Origin of the sequence: Streptomyces sp. NPDC051315 (assembly GCF_044455165.1) — a bacterium.
Lineage (GTDB): Bacteria > Actinomycetota > Actinomycetes > Streptomycetales > Streptomycetaceae > Streptomyces.
This window is the reverse complement of the sequence record NZ_JBITEN010000008.1, coordinates 198404-214650: the sequence shown is the minus strand read 5'-3', so window position 1 is coordinate 214650 and position 16247 is coordinate 198404. Positions and strand designations below refer to the sequence as shown.

At 73.0% G+C, this 16247-nt stretch carries 14 protein-coding genes and 1 pseudogene; 9 read left to right on the top strand and 6 right to left on the bottom strand.

Annotation, left to right across the window (positions count from 1 at the left end; translation table 11 throughout):
• The first annotated feature begins 124 nt into the window (after positions 1-124).
• The 4 genes from ACIBBD_RS17685 to ACIBBD_RS17670 are packed head-to-tail and all read left to right on the top strand — an operon-like array spanning position 125 to position 4858.
• Positions 125-1669 (top strand): anchored repeat ABC transporter, substrate-binding protein, encoded by a 1545-nt coding sequence (locus ACIBBD_RS17685; RefSeq protein WP_399420321.1) that lies wholly within the window; start codon positions 125-127, stop codon positions 1667-1669.
• Positions 1669-3219, top strand: a complete 1551-nt coding sequence (locus ACIBBD_RS17680) for a TIGR03773 family transporter-associated surface protein (protein ID WP_399420320.1) — start codon at positions 1669-1671, stop codon at positions 3217-3219. The genes ACIBBD_RS17685 and ACIBBD_RS17680 overlap by 1 nt, the downstream gene beginning before the upstream one ends.
• Positions 3216-3971 carry an anchored repeat-type ABC transporter ATP-binding subunit gene (locus tag ACIBBD_RS17675; protein ID WP_399420319.1) on the top strand — a complete coding sequence of 252 codons (756 nt, stop codon included), beginning with the start codon at positions 3216-3218 and terminating at the stop codon, positions 3969-3971. Before ACIBBD_RS17680 ends, ACIBBD_RS17675 begins: the two co-directional genes overlap by 4 nt.
• On the top strand, positions 3968-4858 hold the full coding sequence (locus ACIBBD_RS17670) for an anchored repeat-type ABC transporter permease subunit (RefSeq protein WP_399420318.1): 891 nt from the start codon (positions 3968-3970) through the stop codon (positions 4856-4858). Before ACIBBD_RS17675 ends, ACIBBD_RS17670 begins: the two co-directional genes overlap by 4 nt.
• A 371-nt stretch (positions 4859-5229) precedes the next feature.
• Here the strand turns inward: ACIBBD_RS17670 and ACIBBD_RS17665 are convergent, their stop codons facing one another.
• Both ACIBBD_RS17665 and ACIBBD_RS17660 read right to left on the bottom strand, forming a co-directional pair.
• Positions 5230-7899 (bottom strand): family 78 glycoside hydrolase catalytic domain, encoded by a 2670-nt coding sequence (locus ACIBBD_RS17665; RefSeq protein WP_399420317.1) that lies wholly within the window; start codon positions 7897-7899, stop codon positions 5230-5232.
• A 23-nt stretch (positions 7900-7922) separates the two neighbouring features.
• Positions 7923-9479 carry an MFS transporter gene (locus ACIBBD_RS17660; protein WP_399420316.1) on the bottom strand — a complete coding sequence of 519 codons (1557 nt, stop codon included), beginning with the start codon at positions 9477-9479 and terminating at the stop codon, positions 7923-7925.
• Between the two features lie 169 nt (positions 9480-9648).
• Here ACIBBD_RS17660 and ACIBBD_RS17655 point away from each other — a divergent pair, with 169 nt between their 5' ends.
• A complete protein-coding gene (locus tag ACIBBD_RS17655; RefSeq protein WP_399420315.1) occupies positions 9649-10281 on the top strand; it encodes a TetR/AcrR family transcriptional regulator in 633 nt (210 codons plus the stop codon).
• Positions 10282-10452: 171 nt separating this feature from the next.
• Here the strand turns inward: ACIBBD_RS17655 and ACIBBD_RS17650 are convergent, their stop codons facing one another.
• Entirely contained in the window at positions 10453-11061 is a 609-nt protein-coding gene (locus ACIBBD_RS17650; protein WP_399420314.1) for a hypothetical protein, read from the bottom strand.
• A gap of 57 nt (positions 11062-11118) precedes the next feature.
• On the opposite strand from ACIBBD_RS17650, the pseudogene ACIBBD_RS17645 reads away from it, so the two are divergent.
• Positions 11119-11669 (top strand): annotated as a pseudogene (locus ACIBBD_RS17645) (TetR/AcrR family transcriptional regulator).
• A 19-nt stretch (positions 11670-11688) separates the two neighbouring features.
• Here the strand turns inward: ACIBBD_RS17645 and ACIBBD_RS17640 are convergent.
• Together ACIBBD_RS17640 and ACIBBD_RS17635 are read right to left on the bottom strand one after the other, a co-directional pair.
• Positions 11689-11973 carry a hypothetical protein gene (locus ACIBBD_RS17640; protein WP_399420313.1) on the bottom strand — a complete coding sequence of 95 codons (285 nt, stop codon included), beginning with the start codon at positions 11971-11973 and terminating at the stop codon, positions 11689-11691.
• 153 nt (positions 11974-12126) lie between these two features.
• Entirely contained in the window at positions 12127-13041 is a 915-nt protein-coding gene (locus tag ACIBBD_RS17635) for an alpha/beta fold hydrolase (protein WP_399420311.1), read from the bottom strand.
• A 133-nt stretch (positions 13042-13174) separates the two neighbouring features.
• Here ACIBBD_RS17635 and ACIBBD_RS17630 point away from each other — a divergent pair, with 133 nt between their 5' ends.
• Positions 13175-13807, top strand: a complete 633-nt coding sequence (locus ACIBBD_RS17630) for a TetR/AcrR family transcriptional regulator (protein ID WP_399420310.1) — start codon at positions 13175-13177, stop codon at positions 13805-13807.
• Positions 13808-13921: 114 nt separating this feature from the next.
• Here ACIBBD_RS17630 and ACIBBD_RS17625 read toward each other — a convergent pair whose 3' ends face one another.
• Positions 13922-14380, bottom strand: a complete 459-nt coding sequence (locus ACIBBD_RS17625; RefSeq protein ID WP_399420309.1) for a nuclear transport factor 2 family protein — start codon at positions 14378-14380, stop codon at positions 13922-13924.
• 322 nt (positions 14381-14702) lie between these two features.
• Between ACIBBD_RS17625 and ACIBBD_RS17620 the strand changes: the two genes are divergently transcribed.
• Positions 14703-14978, top strand: coding sequence for a hypothetical protein (locus ACIBBD_RS17620; RefSeq protein WP_399420308.1), 276 nt, complete (start codon positions 14703-14705; stop codon positions 14976-14978).
• Positions 14979-15011: 33 nt separating this feature from the next.
• Positions 15012-16247 carry a DUF4032 domain-containing protein gene (locus ACIBBD_RS17615; RefSeq protein WP_399420307.1) on the top strand — a complete coding sequence of 412 codons (1236 nt, stop codon included), beginning with the start codon at positions 15012-15014 and terminating at the stop codon, positions 16245-16247.

The following is a 16247-nucleotide window of genomic DNA, read 5'->3' as shown; positions in this document are numbered from 1 at the left end:
CGTGTACGGCGGACCGGGCGGCGGCGATCCCGGTCCGCCGTACGCGGCTCGGTCATGGCCCCCACGCGGGGTCCGGGAAGTGAAGGCCCCCTCGCAGTGGGGGCGTGGAAGAAGGGGGAGCCCCATGCGGGGGCACGTCAGAGGTACCACGAGAACCGCGCTCGCCAGCGCCTGCGCGCTGCTCGTCACGGCGGCGGGCAGCGGGTGCGGCGGGGCGGACTCCGGGTCGTCGGACGCCGCGTTGACGGTCTCCGCGACCACGGCGATCGTCGCGGACCTGGTCGAGCAGGTCGGCGGCGACCGCGTCGACGTCACGTCGATCGTGCCGCGCACCGGCGATCCGCACTCCTACGAGCCGAGCCCCGGCGACGCGGCCCGGGTCGCGAAGGCCGACGTCGTCTTCAGCAACGGGCTGCTCCTCGAGGAGCCCGGGATCATGAAGATGGTGCACACCAACGCGCCCGAGGACGCTCCGAAGATCGCGATCGCCGAGAAGCTGGAGCAGTACGGCGGCACGGTCATGAAGCTGGAGGAGGACCTCGGGCTGGACGTGCTGTGGCTGGGCTGGGCCGTGGAGGGCGAGGTGGCCGGTGACGGCTCCCAGGTCCGCACGACGGCGACGAAGGTGGAGGGGCCGGGCGACCTGCGCGTCTACCTCACCGACACGCTCGGCCGGCCCAAGGTGTACGTCGACACCGCCGACGGCCTCGACGCCCAGGACTCCTTCACCCTGCCGCCCGAGGCGCACACCCACGTCAACTGGGCCTTCAGCGAGCCCGGTACCTACCGGCTGACGGTCGAGGGCCGGACGGAGACGCTCGACGGGAAGACGGAGGCGATCGGCAGCGGCACCGTCACCTTCACCGTCGGCGACACGGCCGCGGCACCCATGGGGACGACCGTACTGGACGGCGGTCACGCCGACGTCACGCTCAACGCGCGGACCGGCACGGTGTACGTCCGCGCGGACGAGGAGAAGACCGGCGCCCGCACCGAGCACCCGGCCGGCGAGGTCGTCCTCAACGTGCCCGACCGGGCGAAGGAGTCCGTGCCGAAGGAGCAGCCGTACGCCTTCCTCGGCCGGGCCGGTGACCCGGTGTGGGTGCTGCCGCAGGCCGTCATCGGCAAGCACGTGCACGGCGATCTCGATCCGCACGCCTGGGAGGACGTCGCCAACGCGGAGGCGTACGTCCGCCGCATCGAGGCCGAACTGATCAAGGCCGATCCCGACGGGAAGGCGACGTACGAGAAGAACGCCTCGTCCTACCTGAGGACGCTCGGCGCCCTCGACCAGGAGGTCGCCCGCACGCTCGCGACCGTCCCGGCGGAGAACCGCGACCTCATCACCACGCACGACGCCTTCGGCTACCTCGCCGAGGCGTACGGCATGGAGGTCGCCGGCTTCGTCGTGCCGGTGCCCAACCGGGAGCCGAGCGCGGCGGAGGTGGAGGAACTCGGCGCCACCATCCGCGAGAAGAAGGTGCCCGCCGTGTTCCTGGAGCCGAACCTCGCCGCCCGCGCCGACGTGCTGAAGCGGGTCGCCCAGGACGAGGGCGTCGGCGTCTGCACGGTCTACGGCGACTCCTTCGACGACGAGATCCACGACTACGTATCGATGATGCGGCACAACGCGAACGAACTCGCCGAGTGCCTGGGAGGGAATGCCTGATGGCAGGCAGGGGAAGGGAACGCGTCGCGGTGGCCGCGGCACTCGCGGCCGCGCTCGCGGGCAGCGGTGTCGCCGCCGCGGACGACAGCGGTACCGGGCCCGGACTGGGCCGGATCGCCTACGCGGACGGGGCGCTGAGCCTGGACGCCGTGACGGGCGCGGCCGCGCACGTCGTCGAGGTGCCCGACGCCCTGCGGGCGGACGCCCCGGCGCCGGGTTGGGACACCACCGGCGTGCCCGAGGGCGCCGTCGACCGGAACACCGTGCGGTGGTCGCTGACCGGGCTCGACGGGCCGGGCGAGCTGAAGGTGTACGCGGAGGCGGAGGACGGCGGGCGGGAGCCGTTGCTGTTCGACAGCGCCGACGGGCTGCCCGACGGCTACGAACTGCCCGTGGGACAGCAGGGCGGCACTCGGTGGGCCTTCACCGCGGAGGGGGTGTACCGGGCCGTCTTCACCGCCGAAGCCGAAACCGTCGACGGGCGGGAGCTGTCCGTCGGGACCGTCTACACGGTGCTCGTCGGCGACGAGGCCGTCGCACGCGCGGACGGGGCCGCCGGGGAGCGGGAAGGCGCGTCCGCCGAGCCCTCTCCCCCGGCACCCGCCGCCGAGGTGACACCCCGGACGGACAGCCGCCTCGCCGCGGCCGGCAGGACCCCGGCCGCCGCCGACCCGGCGCCGGTCGCCGCGCGCGCCACCACGGACACCGACGTGGTCGCGACCCCGACGGTGATCGACGAGGGCCACATCGACATCGCCGCCCGGGTCGTCGACAGGAGGATGCAGATCCACGTCAAGGACGGCACGGTCTCCGGGAAGACCACCTGGCGCGAGCCCTCCTCCGTCATTCTGCACGTCAAGCCCGCCGCGAAGAACACCTTGCCGGACGGCGACGACTTCGCCTTCCTCGGCACGGCCGGCGATCCGGTCTGGCTGCTCGACCAGGTCCAGCAGGACGGGCTGCTGTGGCCCGGCTGGTCCACCGACAACATCGAGGCCGGCGCCACCAAGGGCGGCGTGCGGTTCTCCCTCACCGGAGTCGAGGGCCCCGGCACGGTCGCGCTCTACACCTACGACGCGATGTCGGGCGCCACCGTCCTGTTCAACAGCAAGGACGGGGTGCCGGACTCCTTCGAGGTCCCGGCCGGCACGCACGCGCACGGCGGCTGGGCCTTCACCGAGGAGGGCACCTACCGGCTCACGCTCCGGATGGGCGGCAGTCTCGCCGACGGCACCCCGGTCAGCGACACCGAGACCGTGGCCTTCGTGGTCGGCGACGAGAACCCGGACGCCGTCGAGCCCGGCGACGGATCGGGCGGCGGCCCGTCCTCCGGAACGGGCGGAGCGGGCGGCGGCTCGCCGGACAGCGGCACGGGCGGCGACGCGTCGTCGGCGGGGACCTCCTCGGACGGCGGCTCCATGGCCTCGACCGGCGCGGGGAACGCCGCGCTGCTGGGCGGGACCGCGGCCGCACTCGCCGCGCTCGGGGCGGCCTTCGTCGCCGTCAGCCGCCGGCGCCGGAGTCGTACGGCCGGAAGGACGCCCGCGTGAGCACCGCGCAGCCCCTGGTGCGGGCCCGGGACGTGAGCGTGGTCCTCGGTGGGCGGACCGCCGTCCAGGACGCGCGGCTGGCCCTGCACCGGGGCGACCTGCTGGGCCTGCTGGGCCCGAACGGCGCGGGCAAGACCACCCTGCTGCGCGCCGCCCTCGGCCTGGTCCCGCTCGCGAGCGGTGAGGTGCTGGTCGACGGCCTGTCTCCCGCCCGTGCCCGGCACCTCGTGGGGTACGTGCCGCAGCGCCACGAGTTCGCCTGGGACTTCCCCATCGACATCGCGGGCGCGGTGCTGTCCGGCCGTACCCGCTCCATCGGCCGGCTGCGGCGGGCCGGGCGCGCCGACCGGGCGGCCGTCGACGAGGCGCTGGAGCTGGTCGGCCTGACGGACCTGCGCCGGCGGCCCATCGGGGAGTTGTCCGGCGGCCAGCGGCAGCGCGTGCTCGTGGCCCGAGCGCTGGCGAGCGATCCCCGCGTCCTGTTGCTGGACGAGCCGTTCACCGGTGTCGACGTCCCCACCCAGGAACTCCTCAACGACCTCTTCGGCCGGCTGGCCGCCGACGGCAAGGGCCTGCTGATGACCACGCACGACCTGGCGGCCGCCGCCCGCACCTGCTCGCGGGTGGCGCTGCTCAACCGTACGGTCGTCGCCGAGGGCGGACCCGAACTGCTCGCCGATCCCGAGCAGATGCTGCGCGCCTTCGGCCTGGACACGGCGATCGGCGCCGCCGCGGAAGGCAGGGCCGCGTGACCGTCGTGGAGTTCCTCACCGACCCCTGGCACCTTCCCTTCATGCAGCGGGCGTTCGCGGTCGCCGTGATCACCGGGCTGGTCTGCGGGGTCGTGGGCGTGTACGTCGTGCTGCGCGGGATGGCGTTCATCGGCGAGGCCGTGTCCCACTCGGCCTTCCCGGGTGTCGCGCTCGCGTACGCCTTCCAGGGCAACCTGCTGCTCGGCGGGGCGCTCGCCGGCCTGACCACCTCGCTCCTCATCGCGCTCGTCTCGCAGAACCGGCGGCTGAAGGAGGACACCGTCATCGGGGTGTTCTTCTCCAGCGCGTTCGGGCTCGGCATCGTGCTGGTGTCCACGCAGGACAGCTGGTCCACCGACCTGTCGTCGTTCCTGTTCGGACAGGTCCTCGCGGTCGGTCCGCAGGACGTGTGGACTGCCGCGGGCGTCGGGGCGGTCCTGGTGGCCGTGGTCCTGCTGCTGAGCAAGGAACTGGTCGCCGTCAGCCTCGACCGCGAGACCGCCCGGGCGGCCGGGCTCCCCGTCCTCGGGCTCGACCTGGTCCTCTACACGGTCGTGACCGCCACGATCGTGCTCTCGCTGGAGGCGGTCGGCAACGTCCTCGTGCTGTCGCTGCTCATCACTCCGGCCGCGGCGGCCCGCATGCTCACCGAACGGCTGTGGGCGATGACCCTGCTGGCCTCCGTGTTCGGCGGCACGGGGGCGCTGGCCGGGCTGTACGTGTCCTACGCCCACGACCTGGCCGCCGGCGGTTCCATCGTCTGCGTCCTGACCGCCCTGTTCGCCCTGACCTGGTGCCTGGCACCCCGGCACGGGCTGCTGGTCCGCGCGCTGCGCAGGGGCAGGACGCGCCGGCCGGCGGACGAACCGGCGTTCGCGACGCCATGACGGACAGCGCGACCGGTCCGCGCCACCCGCCTGCTGACGGGACGAGGGAGGACCGCCCTGCGCCCGGGATCACGCCCCGGGCCTCCCGGGGAGCCCGCGGCCGCGCGAGCTGAGGGCCCGGCCCGGCACGCGCGGGCGCGGCAGACGGGGCGACGCCGGCCTACGACGCCCCCAACGGGTGACGCCTTGGCGAGGAGGACCGCGTCACCGAGCCGTGCCGTCCCGTCGCAGCCGGGCTGCTCACCCTCCCCGGTGTCTCCGTCGCTTTGGCCCTCTCACCGCCGTGGTGACCGTCGTGGTCGTCCGGATCCGAGCTGCGCGGCGGATCGCGGGTCTGCTCGGCCGGCTTGCGGGCGTGCGGCTCGGCTCGGTCATGACGTCAGCTCGCTGGTGAAGGTGTGCGTACCGGGGCCGGCGGTCGTCCGGCCGGTCCCGGGCAGGTCGATCTCGGCTTCGGTGCCCGGGGGGATCTCCACGGTGAGGGTGAAGGTGGTGCCGTCGTGCTCCCATGCGGAACGGATGGTGCCGTGCAGGCAGTCGTGGCGGGCGGATGCCGAGGTGATGCCGCCGCCGGGCCGGGGCGCGACGACGAAGCGCCGGTAGCCGGCGGTGGTCGCGTCCGGGGTGTCGGGCAGGCGGATGCCGGCGACGTACTGGTGGAGGAAGGAGATGACGGCGCCCTTGCTGTAGTGGTTGTACGACATCTTGGGCCGGCCCTGTTCGTCGATGCCGTCCCAGTCCTCCCAGATGGTGGTCGCGCCCTTGGCGATCATGGCAAGCCAGGAGGGTGAGGAGTCCTGCAGCAGCAGGTCGTAGGCGAGGGGGAGGTGGCCGTTCTCGGCGAGCGTCGGCAGCAGGAGTCCGGTGCTGAGGAAGCCGGTCGTCAGGTGGGTGCCCGCGGCGCGGACGAGGGTGGCGAGCCGGTCGGCCGCGGATGCGCGCAGTGCGTCGGGGAGCAGCCGGAAGGCGAGGGCGCGCACGAGGGTGGCCTGGGTGTCGGGGGTGATCGTGCCGCTGTCGGTGATGTACTCGCGCTGCCAGGCGGTGCGGGCGCCGTCGGCGACGGACCGGTAGCGGGCCTCGTCGTCGAAGTGGCCGAGGAGTGCGGCGACGCGGGCGAGCAGGTCGGCGGAGCGGTACAGGTAGGCGGTGGCCACGTCGCCGCGGTCGCGGGAGGGGTCCAGGTCGGGGGCGATGCCGGGTTCGAGCCATTCCCCGAAGTGGAAGCCGGTGTCCCACAGGAACTCCTCGTGCGGGGCCGGGCAGGGGCGGGCGGCGGCGCGGTCCGGGTGGCGGCGGGTGCGGGCCTGAGCGGCGGCGTACTCCACCCAGGCGCGCATGGAGGGGTACTGCTCGCGCAGCAGGTCCAGGTCGCCGTAGGCGCGCCAGATCTCCCAGGGGACGATCACGGCGGCGTCGCCCCAGCCTGCCGAGCCGGTCATGCCGCCCTCGGCGGAGGCCCGCCGGGCGGCCTCGTCGGCGGGGTCGGGCACGAAGTTGGGCACCCGGCCGTCGGCCCACTGGTCGGCGGCCAGGTCGCGCAGCCACTTGGCGGTGAAACCGGCGACGTCGTAGAGGAAGGCGGCGGTGGGCACGAACACCTGCCAGTCGCCGGTCCAGGCGGCGCGCTCACGCTGCGGGCAGTCGGTGGGTACGTCGCAGACGTTGCCGCGCAGGCTCCGTACGGCGGCTTCGTGGAGGCGGTCGACGCGCGCGTCGCCGCTGGTGAACCAGCCGGTGCGGGTCAGGTCGGTGTGGACGACGACCCCGGTGACGTCGTCGGCGGTCAGCGGGCCGGGGTGGCCCTCGACACGGACGTAGCGGAAGCCGTGGGTGGTGTGGCGGGGTTCGAACGTCTCGCCGGTGCGGCCGGCGGAGACGACCGTGTCCGTCTGCCCGGCGGGCAGGGGCCGGTGGGTGACCCAGTCGAAGGCGCGGATGTTGTCGACGGTGACGTCACCGTGCTCGTCGAGGGCCTCCCCGTGCACCAGGGTCAGGCGCGTCCCGGCGGGGCCGAGGCTGCTCAGCCGGATCCAGCCGTTGATGTTCTGGCCCAGGTCCACCACATGGCGGCCGGGGCACGGTTCGGTCACCGCGACCGGTCGGATCTCCTCGACGCGACGCACCGGCGGTGCGGGGGTGCTCGTCAGGCGGGTGAAGTCGGCGTACAGCCCGCCGTCCGCGGTCTGCGCCTTGTCCCAGCGGCTGTCGTCGAAGCCCGGGGTCGCCCACCGCGGGTCGTGCGCGCGGAGGTCCGTCTCCTGGCCGTCCATCAGGTCCGCGGCCGTCACGGCGCTTTCGGTGGTGCGCCAGTCGGGGCCGGTGCGGATCGTCGTGGTGGTGCCGTCGGGGTGCGTGACGACGAGCTGGGCGAGCAGGGCGGTGCGGGTGCCGAAGCCGTCCGCCGCACGGGCGAACCCGTGCCGGCCGCGGAACCAGCCGTCGGACAGCACGGCTCCCAGGGCGTTGTCACCGCTGGTGAGCAGGCCGGTCACGTCGTAGGTCTGCACCTGCAGGCGGGATCGGTACGCGGTGAAGCCGGGGGTGAGCTCCGCGTCGCCGACGCGGCGGCCGTTGAGGAACAGTTCGTAGACGCCGTGTGCGGTGGCGTGGACGCGGGCGGCGCGCACCGGCTTGCCGAGGGTGAAGTCCTGGCGGAAGAGGTGGGCCGGACGGCGGCCGGGTTCGGCGGGCTCGGTCTCCGCCGGCTCGATCCAGCGTGCCCGCCAGTCGTCCGGGTGCAGCAGACCGGTCTCCCACCAGGAGGGCTCGGACCAGTCGCTCTCGCCCAGGTCGGTCCACACCTTCACCCGCCAAGCGGTGCGCGTGGCGGAGGCCGGGACCGGACCGCCGTAGCGCACATAGGTGTTGGCGGGTGAAGTGATCCGCCCCGTGTCCCAGTCGCCCGCCTCGATGCGGTAGGCGAGCTGGCGTGTGGCGCCTTGCGGCAGTCGCCAGGACAGGCGTGGCCTGCGCACGTCGGTGCCGAGCGGGCGGTCGAGGTGTTCCACACGCAGATGGGTGGGGCGGATCGGGGACACGGTCGGTTCCTTCCGGTGTGCGGTCAGGCTCGGGCGGTGGGTGCGGCGGCCTCGCCGGAGTCGGCCTCCGAGGGGCGGCGCAGCCGCGGGATGGCCAGGGAGATCAGCAGCCCCACGGCGACGATGGCGGCCATCGCCAGGTAGGCGTTGGTGTAGGCCTGGTCCCGGTAGAAGGCGGTGCTGTCCAGGAGGGTGGAGTCGGCGGCCAGCACGGTGAAGAGCAGCTGGCTGCCGAGGGTGAGGAAGACCTGGGTCAGCAGGGAGGACATGCCGTTCGCGGCGGCCTGTTCCTCGGGCGAGACCACGGAGACGATCATGGCCTGCTGGCCGGCCATCAGGATGCCCCCGCCCAGGCCCATCACCACGCCGGTGAGCACGATCTGCGTCGTGTCCCGGTGGAGGAAGGCGGCGGCCACCATTCCGGCGGCGAGGAGGACGAGTCCGAGGTACCAGACCGTGCGGGGGCTGATCCTGCGGACGACGTTGCCCACCGCGACGCCGGCGGCGAAGGTGACGAGCCCGGCGGGTATGCCGACGACGGCGTTGTGGGTGGTGGTCCAGCCCAGCCCGTCGGAGACGTGCGGAATCGCCGGGAACAGGGCGAGGAAGATCAGGATCGTCTGCGAGGCGAAGAAGGCGGCCTGCGGGACGGAGGAGCCGAGGAGCACGGTGGCCACCGGGCGGCGCCGCAGCATGCGCAGGTCCAGGACGGGGTCGGGCACCCTCAGCTCCCGGAGGACGAACGCGACGAGCGCCACCGCTCCCGCGGCCAGCCCGCCCGCCACGCCTGCCGAGGTCCAGCCCCAGTCCCGGCCCTGGCCGAGGGCGAAGACCAGCAGGGCCAGGCCGCCGCCGAGCAGCATCGCGCCCAGCCAGTCGAGCGTCCCGGCGGCCACCCGGCGCGGTGTCTCCGGCAGGCACAGCAGCATCAGCATGGCCACGACGGTCGAGGCCACCAGGAACCACAGGGCACCGCGCCAGCCGAAGGCGTCCAGGAGCCAGCCGGACAGCAGCGGGGTGAGCAGGCTGAGCACACCGACCGATCCGGCCACGGTGCCCAGGGCGACGGCCACCTTGCGGGGCGGGAACAGGTCACGGGCCGCGGCCAGGACCAGGGCGGCCACCGGGCCGTACAGGCCGCCGACGACACGGCCGACGACCATCACCGGATAGTTCGGGGCCAGGACCGTGATCAGGTCACCGATCAGGCCGGCCGCCGCCAGAGCGAGCATGACCCGGCGTTTGCCGTACACCTCGCCCAGGCGCACGGCGAACGGGGTGGCCACGATCGTGGCCAGGGTGAAGGCCAGGCTGAACCAGGCGATCTGGTGGGTGTGGAAGTGCTGGGCGATCTGCGGCTGGGCGTTCGCGGCGACGATGCCCGCCACCACCAGGAGCTGGCCGGGCCAGATGAGCGCGGCGAGCCGGCGCAGTTCGGGCGCGCTCCAGCGCGCGGTGCCGGAGTCGGACCGTGTGGGGCCGGTCGGGTCGGAGTCGGACCGTGTGGGGCCGGTCGGGTCGGTGTCGGTCGCCTGCTGGAGAGCCGTCGGCGGCTGCGCCGGGTCGGGCGAGAAGTTCATGGTCGCTCCGAGGGGAGGTCGGCGCATCGTTACGCCGAGGTTTCCGGACGATGATGCGGACCAAAAACCGAGCACACTAGGTTTTCAGATGGTGATACAGGTCACACGCCCTGTCGGCCGTGCCCACCCGGGCATCCCTCACGGCCGCCACCTGACTACGGTGAAACCCATGAGCAGCAGCACCCGGGGCCCGCGCGGCAGTTACTCGGTCGGTATCGCCCGGCGCCAGAAGATCGTGGAGGCGGCCGCCCAGCGGTTCGCCCAGGAGGGCTACCACCGCACCCCGCTCACTCGTATCGCCGAGGACGTCGGCATCACCGAGGGCGGTCTGCTGCACCACTTCCGCAGCAAGAAACACCTGCTCCTCGGCGTCATGGAGCACCGCTTCACCACGGAGGCGGAGTGGTGGGCGCGCCTGTCGGACGACGCGACCGGCCTGGACGTGCTGCGCGCCATGGTGGCGGCCACGGAACGCCATCTCGCCCAACCCGGCCTCATCGAGCTGTTCGTCCTCACCTCGGCCGAGGCCGCCGATCCCACCAGCGCGGCCCACACCCTCTTCGCCGAGCGCTACGAACGCGCCGTCGACGAACTCGCCCGCCTCCTCCTGCACGGCGTGCGGCAGGGCACGCTACGGGCGGACACCGACTGCACCGCCGTCGCCCGCGAGTGCATCGCCGTCAGCGACGGTCTGCAACTGCAGTGGGTCATCACCCAGGGCAGCCTGGACCTCGCCCACGCCGTACGCCTGCATGCCGACCGGATCGCCCGCACCATCACTCCCGACGGCCGGGGACTGTGACGGCGGAAGCGGACGGCGGCGAATGCCGCGAGGGTCCCGGCGACGAGCGGGGGGGGCCGCCCCGGTCCGGCACCCTGCCCGTCGGCACGGTGAGCTCGGGCAGCCTTGCGGGCCGACGGCAACTCCGGCCGGCTCGCGGGCTCCGCATCCGGCGCGCGATCGCGTGTTCCGCTATCCGCTCGCGGCTGAGCGCCTCTCGACCAGGAAGCGGTGGACGGCCCAGCCGGCACTCGCCACGGCGGCCGTCCAGACGATGGCCTCGGCGAGGACGATGGCCGGGGTCAAGGTGAGGTGGGGTCGGGGTGGCATGACGACCATCTGGACCGCGGCACCCAGCGGCACCGTGAGCGCGGCGAGCAAGCCGGTCAGCCCAGGCCGCCCGACGGCCGCACCCACCAGCCCCAGGACCGGTCCGAACAGCAGACCGGCCACGGACCACATGACCATCTCCGGCACGAACGAGGCCGGCGAAGCCCCCAGGACCAAGGTGTCGGTCACGTAGTACGCCACGGACGCCCCGATCAGCGTCAGGGCCCCGGCCAGCGCCCCTCGGACAGGCGCACCCGCCAGCCAGCCCGTCACCACCGCGAGCGCGGCCCATGACCAGCCCGCGTCCATCAGCAGGCTGAGCACCTTGGCGGTCCTGGCCCAGACGGTTCCGACGAGCGGCGTCCCGAGCGGCACGTACGGCGACGACAGCGCGTTGACGAGCGAGGTGGCCGCCCCGAATCCCGCCCCGACTCCCGCCCCGGACGCAGGGCCACCCAGTCCGATCTTCATGTCGGGAGGATAGCCAGGGGGTGACTCCCTCCCGTCTCCGCAGGTGCAGAAAGGGGGATGCCCACCGACCGACGCACTCTGCTCGCCGATGCGGCCATCGACGTATTCGCCGAGACCGGGATCCGGGGACCGACCCGTCGCGCGGTGGACGGGGCGGCGAACCTGCCGCCCGGCACCACCTCGGCCTACTACCGCACCCGTCAGGCACTGCTCACGGCGCTGGTCCGGCGTCTGGTCGCGCTCGACCGGGCCGAACTCCAGGAGTTCGGCGAGCGGACACCCGTGCCGCGGAGCGCCGAGCAACCGGCAACGGGGTCGCCGCCTTCGTCGAGCAGCGGCTCACCGGCGACGAACGGCGCCGCTCCCTCGCTCGCTACGCCTGCGCCATCGCGAGCGGGCACCATCCCGAACTGCGGGAGATCCTCGTGCCGCGCGAGAACGCCGCGCGGCACGTGCGCGACGTCCTGACCGCGCAGGGCGTCGCCGACGCCGAGGGTCGCACCGTCACGTTGCTTATCCGCGTGGACGGCCTGGTCTTCGACCGCCTGGTGGGCGGCGCAACCCTCGCGGACCAGAAGATCCACGGGGTGGTGGCGGCGTTGCGATGACGCGCTCCGCGGCAGCACCTCAGGCCATCGGCTGCCACTCCTCTCCGGCAGCCCACTTCCGCCGGTACACGACGCCGGGAGTGCTCACCGCGAGAGCGACGGCGTCGGGCGACGGTTTCAGTCGGTCGGGCTGCTTGGGGACGCGCCGGTAGCCACGCTCGCGCATCAGCCGTGCTGCGGTTGTCCAGTTCGGGGCGGCGACCAGCACCTCGTCGTTGGGGTCGCACGCCCCGCTGCCGTCGTCGAGCACCGCGAAGGCCACACCCAGCGACCCGGAGCGGACGAAACCCGTGATACCACCCATGCCCCCATCCTGCGCCAGAGGGCCTGCGACCGGCCCGCCGAGGGTCGCTCCGCCCGCTGCGTACCGGCCTCCGGGGTGAGCAAGTGCCGCCGTGTGAGCCCAAGTCCCGGGCGAGGCTCCCCGCATCGGTCGGCGGACGCGCGGAAACCGTCGTCAGTCGGCGGAGTCCATGAAGTCCAGCATCCGGCGGTTGACCTCCTCCGCGTGGTCGATCTGCGGGCCGTGTCCGGTGTTCCCGATGATCTCGGCTCGGGCGGCCGGTACCAGGCGCGGCACGCGCTCCACCTGCCGGTACGGGTTCACGAGCAGACTGCGTTTGCCGAGCACCAGGTACAGCGGGGTGCGGACGGTCGACAGTTCGGCCTCGGACAGAGGCAGCGGAGCGGGACGGCGTATGCGGTAGGCGCGGACGGCTGCTCTGACCATCGTGCGCAGCTCCGGCACGACGAGGACCGGCTGCTCCAGCCAGGCCGCCAGTCGCGGGCGAAGTGCCTTGGGGGCGAACGTCGCGAAGAGACTGACGAAGATCCAGACGAAGAAGCGCACCCCCACCTTCTCCAGGCCACCGGGATCGAGCAGGGTGACCGAGGCGAGGCGACCGGGCTTGCGGTGCGCCTGGTTGAGGGCGAGCCATCCACCGTACGAGCTGCCGACGAGGTGGACACGGTCGAGCCCGAGCCCCGCGAGCGTCTCGTCCAGCCACTGCGCGGCGCGTTCCGTTGCGTGGATGGGTTCACACTGCTCGCTGCGGCCGGGGTCGCCCAGGGTGTCGATCGCGTACACGGGCCGCTCGGCGCTGAGGGCCGGGGTGTTCGGGTACCACATGGCGGAGCAGGAGCCGGCCCCGTGCACCAGGACAACGGGCGTGCGCGAGCGGGCGGTTGGGTCCGCGGGACCGTAGCGGTAGACGTGCGTGGTACCGAAGGACGTCTCCACGTCCTCTTCCGACAGCGCGGGGGCGCCCATCGCGTAGAGCGCGTCGCAGGCCGCGAAGTAGCGGTCGCGCCGGGCGCTGCTCACATAGCGGCCGACATCGGGCCGGGTGCGGACTTCGGCGGTCTTGGGCACGGCCACCTCCGAGGGAGTCGTTTTCGTGGTACGAACGTATCACATAGATGATACGCCTGTATCATCAACGGCCCCGGAGCGGCCCAGGACCCGAGGCCCGCACCCGGTGGAGCGACGAACGGAGAGCCGGACGATGCCCAGGCGCGTGGATCACACAGAGCGGCGGACCGAGATCGCCGAGGCACTCGTCCGGGTCGCCGGCCGGTGCGGGCTGCATGCCGTGGGGATGCGCGACGTGGCGGCGGAGGCGGGTGTGTCGCTTCGGTTGGTGCAGTACTACTTCGAGACCAAGGAGAAGTTGCTGCTCTTCGGACTGCGCCATCTGACCGAGCGATTCGGTGAGCGGGTCGCCGCCAGGGTCCGGGCCGCCGGGGACGATCCGGGCCCGCGCGCGGTGATCGAGGCGCTGCTGACGGCGGCACTGCCCGCCGACGAGGAGAGCCGCTCCTTCCACCACCTCTACACGTCCTACGCCGTCCTGGCCGTCCACGACGAGGCGCTGGCGGCCCAGCCCTTCATCAAGGACCCCGATGCCGCCGAGGCCACCGTGACCGGTCTCCTCCAGCAGGCACGGGAGGCCGGTCTGCTGGCACCCGGCGTGGACCCCGGGGCGGAGGCGGTCAGCCTGCTGGCCATGTCCGCGGGGCTCGGCACCAGCGTCCTTGTCGGCCAGCGCAGTCCGGAGTCCGCCTCCGCGATCCTCGGGTACCACCTGGACCGGATCTTCCGCACCAATGGCCACGGTTCCCCGGAGACGCACGGGTGACGTCCGCAGCCGCCGTGACCGCGGCCCACGCCACCGATGCGCCGCGGATCGCGGCGGCCCCCACGCCGTGAGACGGACGGCCGCCGCGCCGGCGAGCCCGGCCAGCCCGCGCCCTCACGGGGTGCAGGCCTCGGCGATCGACAGGCTGTTCTCGTAGAGGTGATGCCGGGTGATCCTGCCGTCCTCGACGGTGAGGTGCAGCGCGAACGGGCCCTCGAAGGACTTCCCCGTCGCGCGAACGGTCCCCGCCAGATGCCCCATCAGGACGGCGTCGGCACCGTCGACGAGAAACGTGTGGACGGAGGCGCGCGCGTCCTCCGGCACGGTGTGCTCCAGCAACTCCGCGGCCTGCGCGGCACATTCGACGGCGGTGGAGCGCGGGCGGATCCACGGTACGGCGGGGTTGTCGGCGAGCAGCCAGTCGACCTCGTCGGCGAAGAGCTCGACGAGCCGCCCGGTGTCGCCGGCCAGCCGGGCGGCGACGAACTCCTGCACGACGGCCCGGGTGGCCTCCGCGACGGAACTCGCGGTGGTGACCGAACTCGCCGTGGCGGCAGTGGACTTCACGGACATGGCGCTCTCCTCGCGGCTGCGGCTGGATTCCGGCGGGGGTTCCCGTCGATGTGCCCGATCCTCCGGGAGGAGGGGGGAGAGGTCGATTACCCCGGGAGTAATGAGCGGCCGGAAGCGGTGGTGCGCCACCTTCTGCGGTGGGGGGCCGGGGAACACCGTCGCGTTCGGTGGCCTGTCCGACGTCGACCGCCGGTGATCCTTCACGGAACCGTGGTTCCGTTCGCGAGCGAATTCGGCGAGCGGAGCGCTCCTTCCTCGTACGGCACCCGCTTGTCACAGGTGCCGCAGGGGGAATGGGCTCCGGCCGATTTCCTGGCCGGCCGTGACTGACGCCCTACAGGGGTGGGCCCGGCTGGAGGGCTGCCGACGGCTGGTGGCGGAGACCGGCGTGCCCCTGCTCGGCGTGGACTTCACGATCGAGGAAGCCACCGGAGACCGGTACGTCCTGGAGGCCGGCTCCATGCCCGGCTACGAGGGGTACGACATCCGCGCCGACGGGGCCCATCTCCCGGGCCGTACCGGACTGGCTGACCGCCGGCGCCCACCGCGGCGCGGGCCGCCCGGGGCCGGAGCGTCCCGGCCCTTGAACAGCTGCTGAGGCCGTACACCCGGAGGCCCTAATGTTCGGGCCATGGCTTTGCAGATCAGCGCCACCAACCCGGAGCATCCGGCCCTCCTGCTGGAGCTCCCCTGGCACCTGCCCCTGGAGCGATGGCCCGAGGACGTCCTCGTGCCGTTGCCCCGCGGTATCTCCCGGCACGTGGTGCGCTACGCCCGCGCCGGCGACGAGGTCATCGCCGTGAAGGAGCTCGCCGAGCGCCCGGCGCTGCGCGAGTACGAGCTGCTGCGCGACCTCGACCGGCTGGGCATCCCGGCCGTCGACCCGCTGGCCGTGGTCACCGGGCGTACCGACGACGCCGACGACCCGCTGGAGTCGGTGCTGGTGACCCGGCACCTGGGCGGCTCGATGCCGTACCGGTCGATGTTCGAGACGACCATGCGGCCGGCGACCATGCACCGGCTGATGGACGCCCTCGCGGTGCTGCTGGTCCGCCTGCACCTCGCCGGGTTCGCCTGGGGCGACTGCTCGCTGTCCAACACGCTCTTCCGGCGCGACGCGGGCGCCTACGCCGCCTATCTCGTCGACGCCGAGACCGGCGACCTGCACCCGCAGCTCAGCACCGGCCAGCGCGACTACGACCTCGACCTGGCCCGTGTGAACATCAGCGGCGAGCTGCTCGACCTGGAGGCGTCGGGGGCGCTGCACCCGTCGGTGGACCCGATCGAGTTCGGCATGGAGATCTGCGCCCGCTACCACGGCCTGTGGAAGGAGCTGACCCGCACCTCCGTCTACCCTGCGGGCAAGTACCACTACATCGAGCGCCGGATCCGCCGGCTCAACGACCTCGGCTTCGACGTGGCCGAGATGCAGATCGAGCACTCCTCCAACGGCGACACGGTCACCTTCGTGCCGAAGGTCGTCGACGCCGGGCACCACCAGCGGCAGTTGCTGCGGCTGACCGGCCTGGACACCGAGGAGAACCAGGCCAGACGGCTGCTGAACGACCTGGAGAGCTGGATGGCGACCCAGGACGACTACGCCCCCGGCGACCCGCTGGCCGCCCGCCCGGAGGTGCTGGCGCACCGGTGGGTGCGGGACGTGTTCCGGCCGACCGTGCGGGCCGTGCCGGTCGAGCTGCGCGGCTCCATGGACCCGGCGGAGATCTACCACGAGCTCCTCGAACACCGCTGGTACCTGTCGGAGCGGGCGCAGCACGACATCGGGCTGGACACGGCCGTCGAGGACTACATCGAGAAGGTCCTGCCCAAGGCGCGGGAGACGCTGGAGCCGACCGTCCCGGAGTGA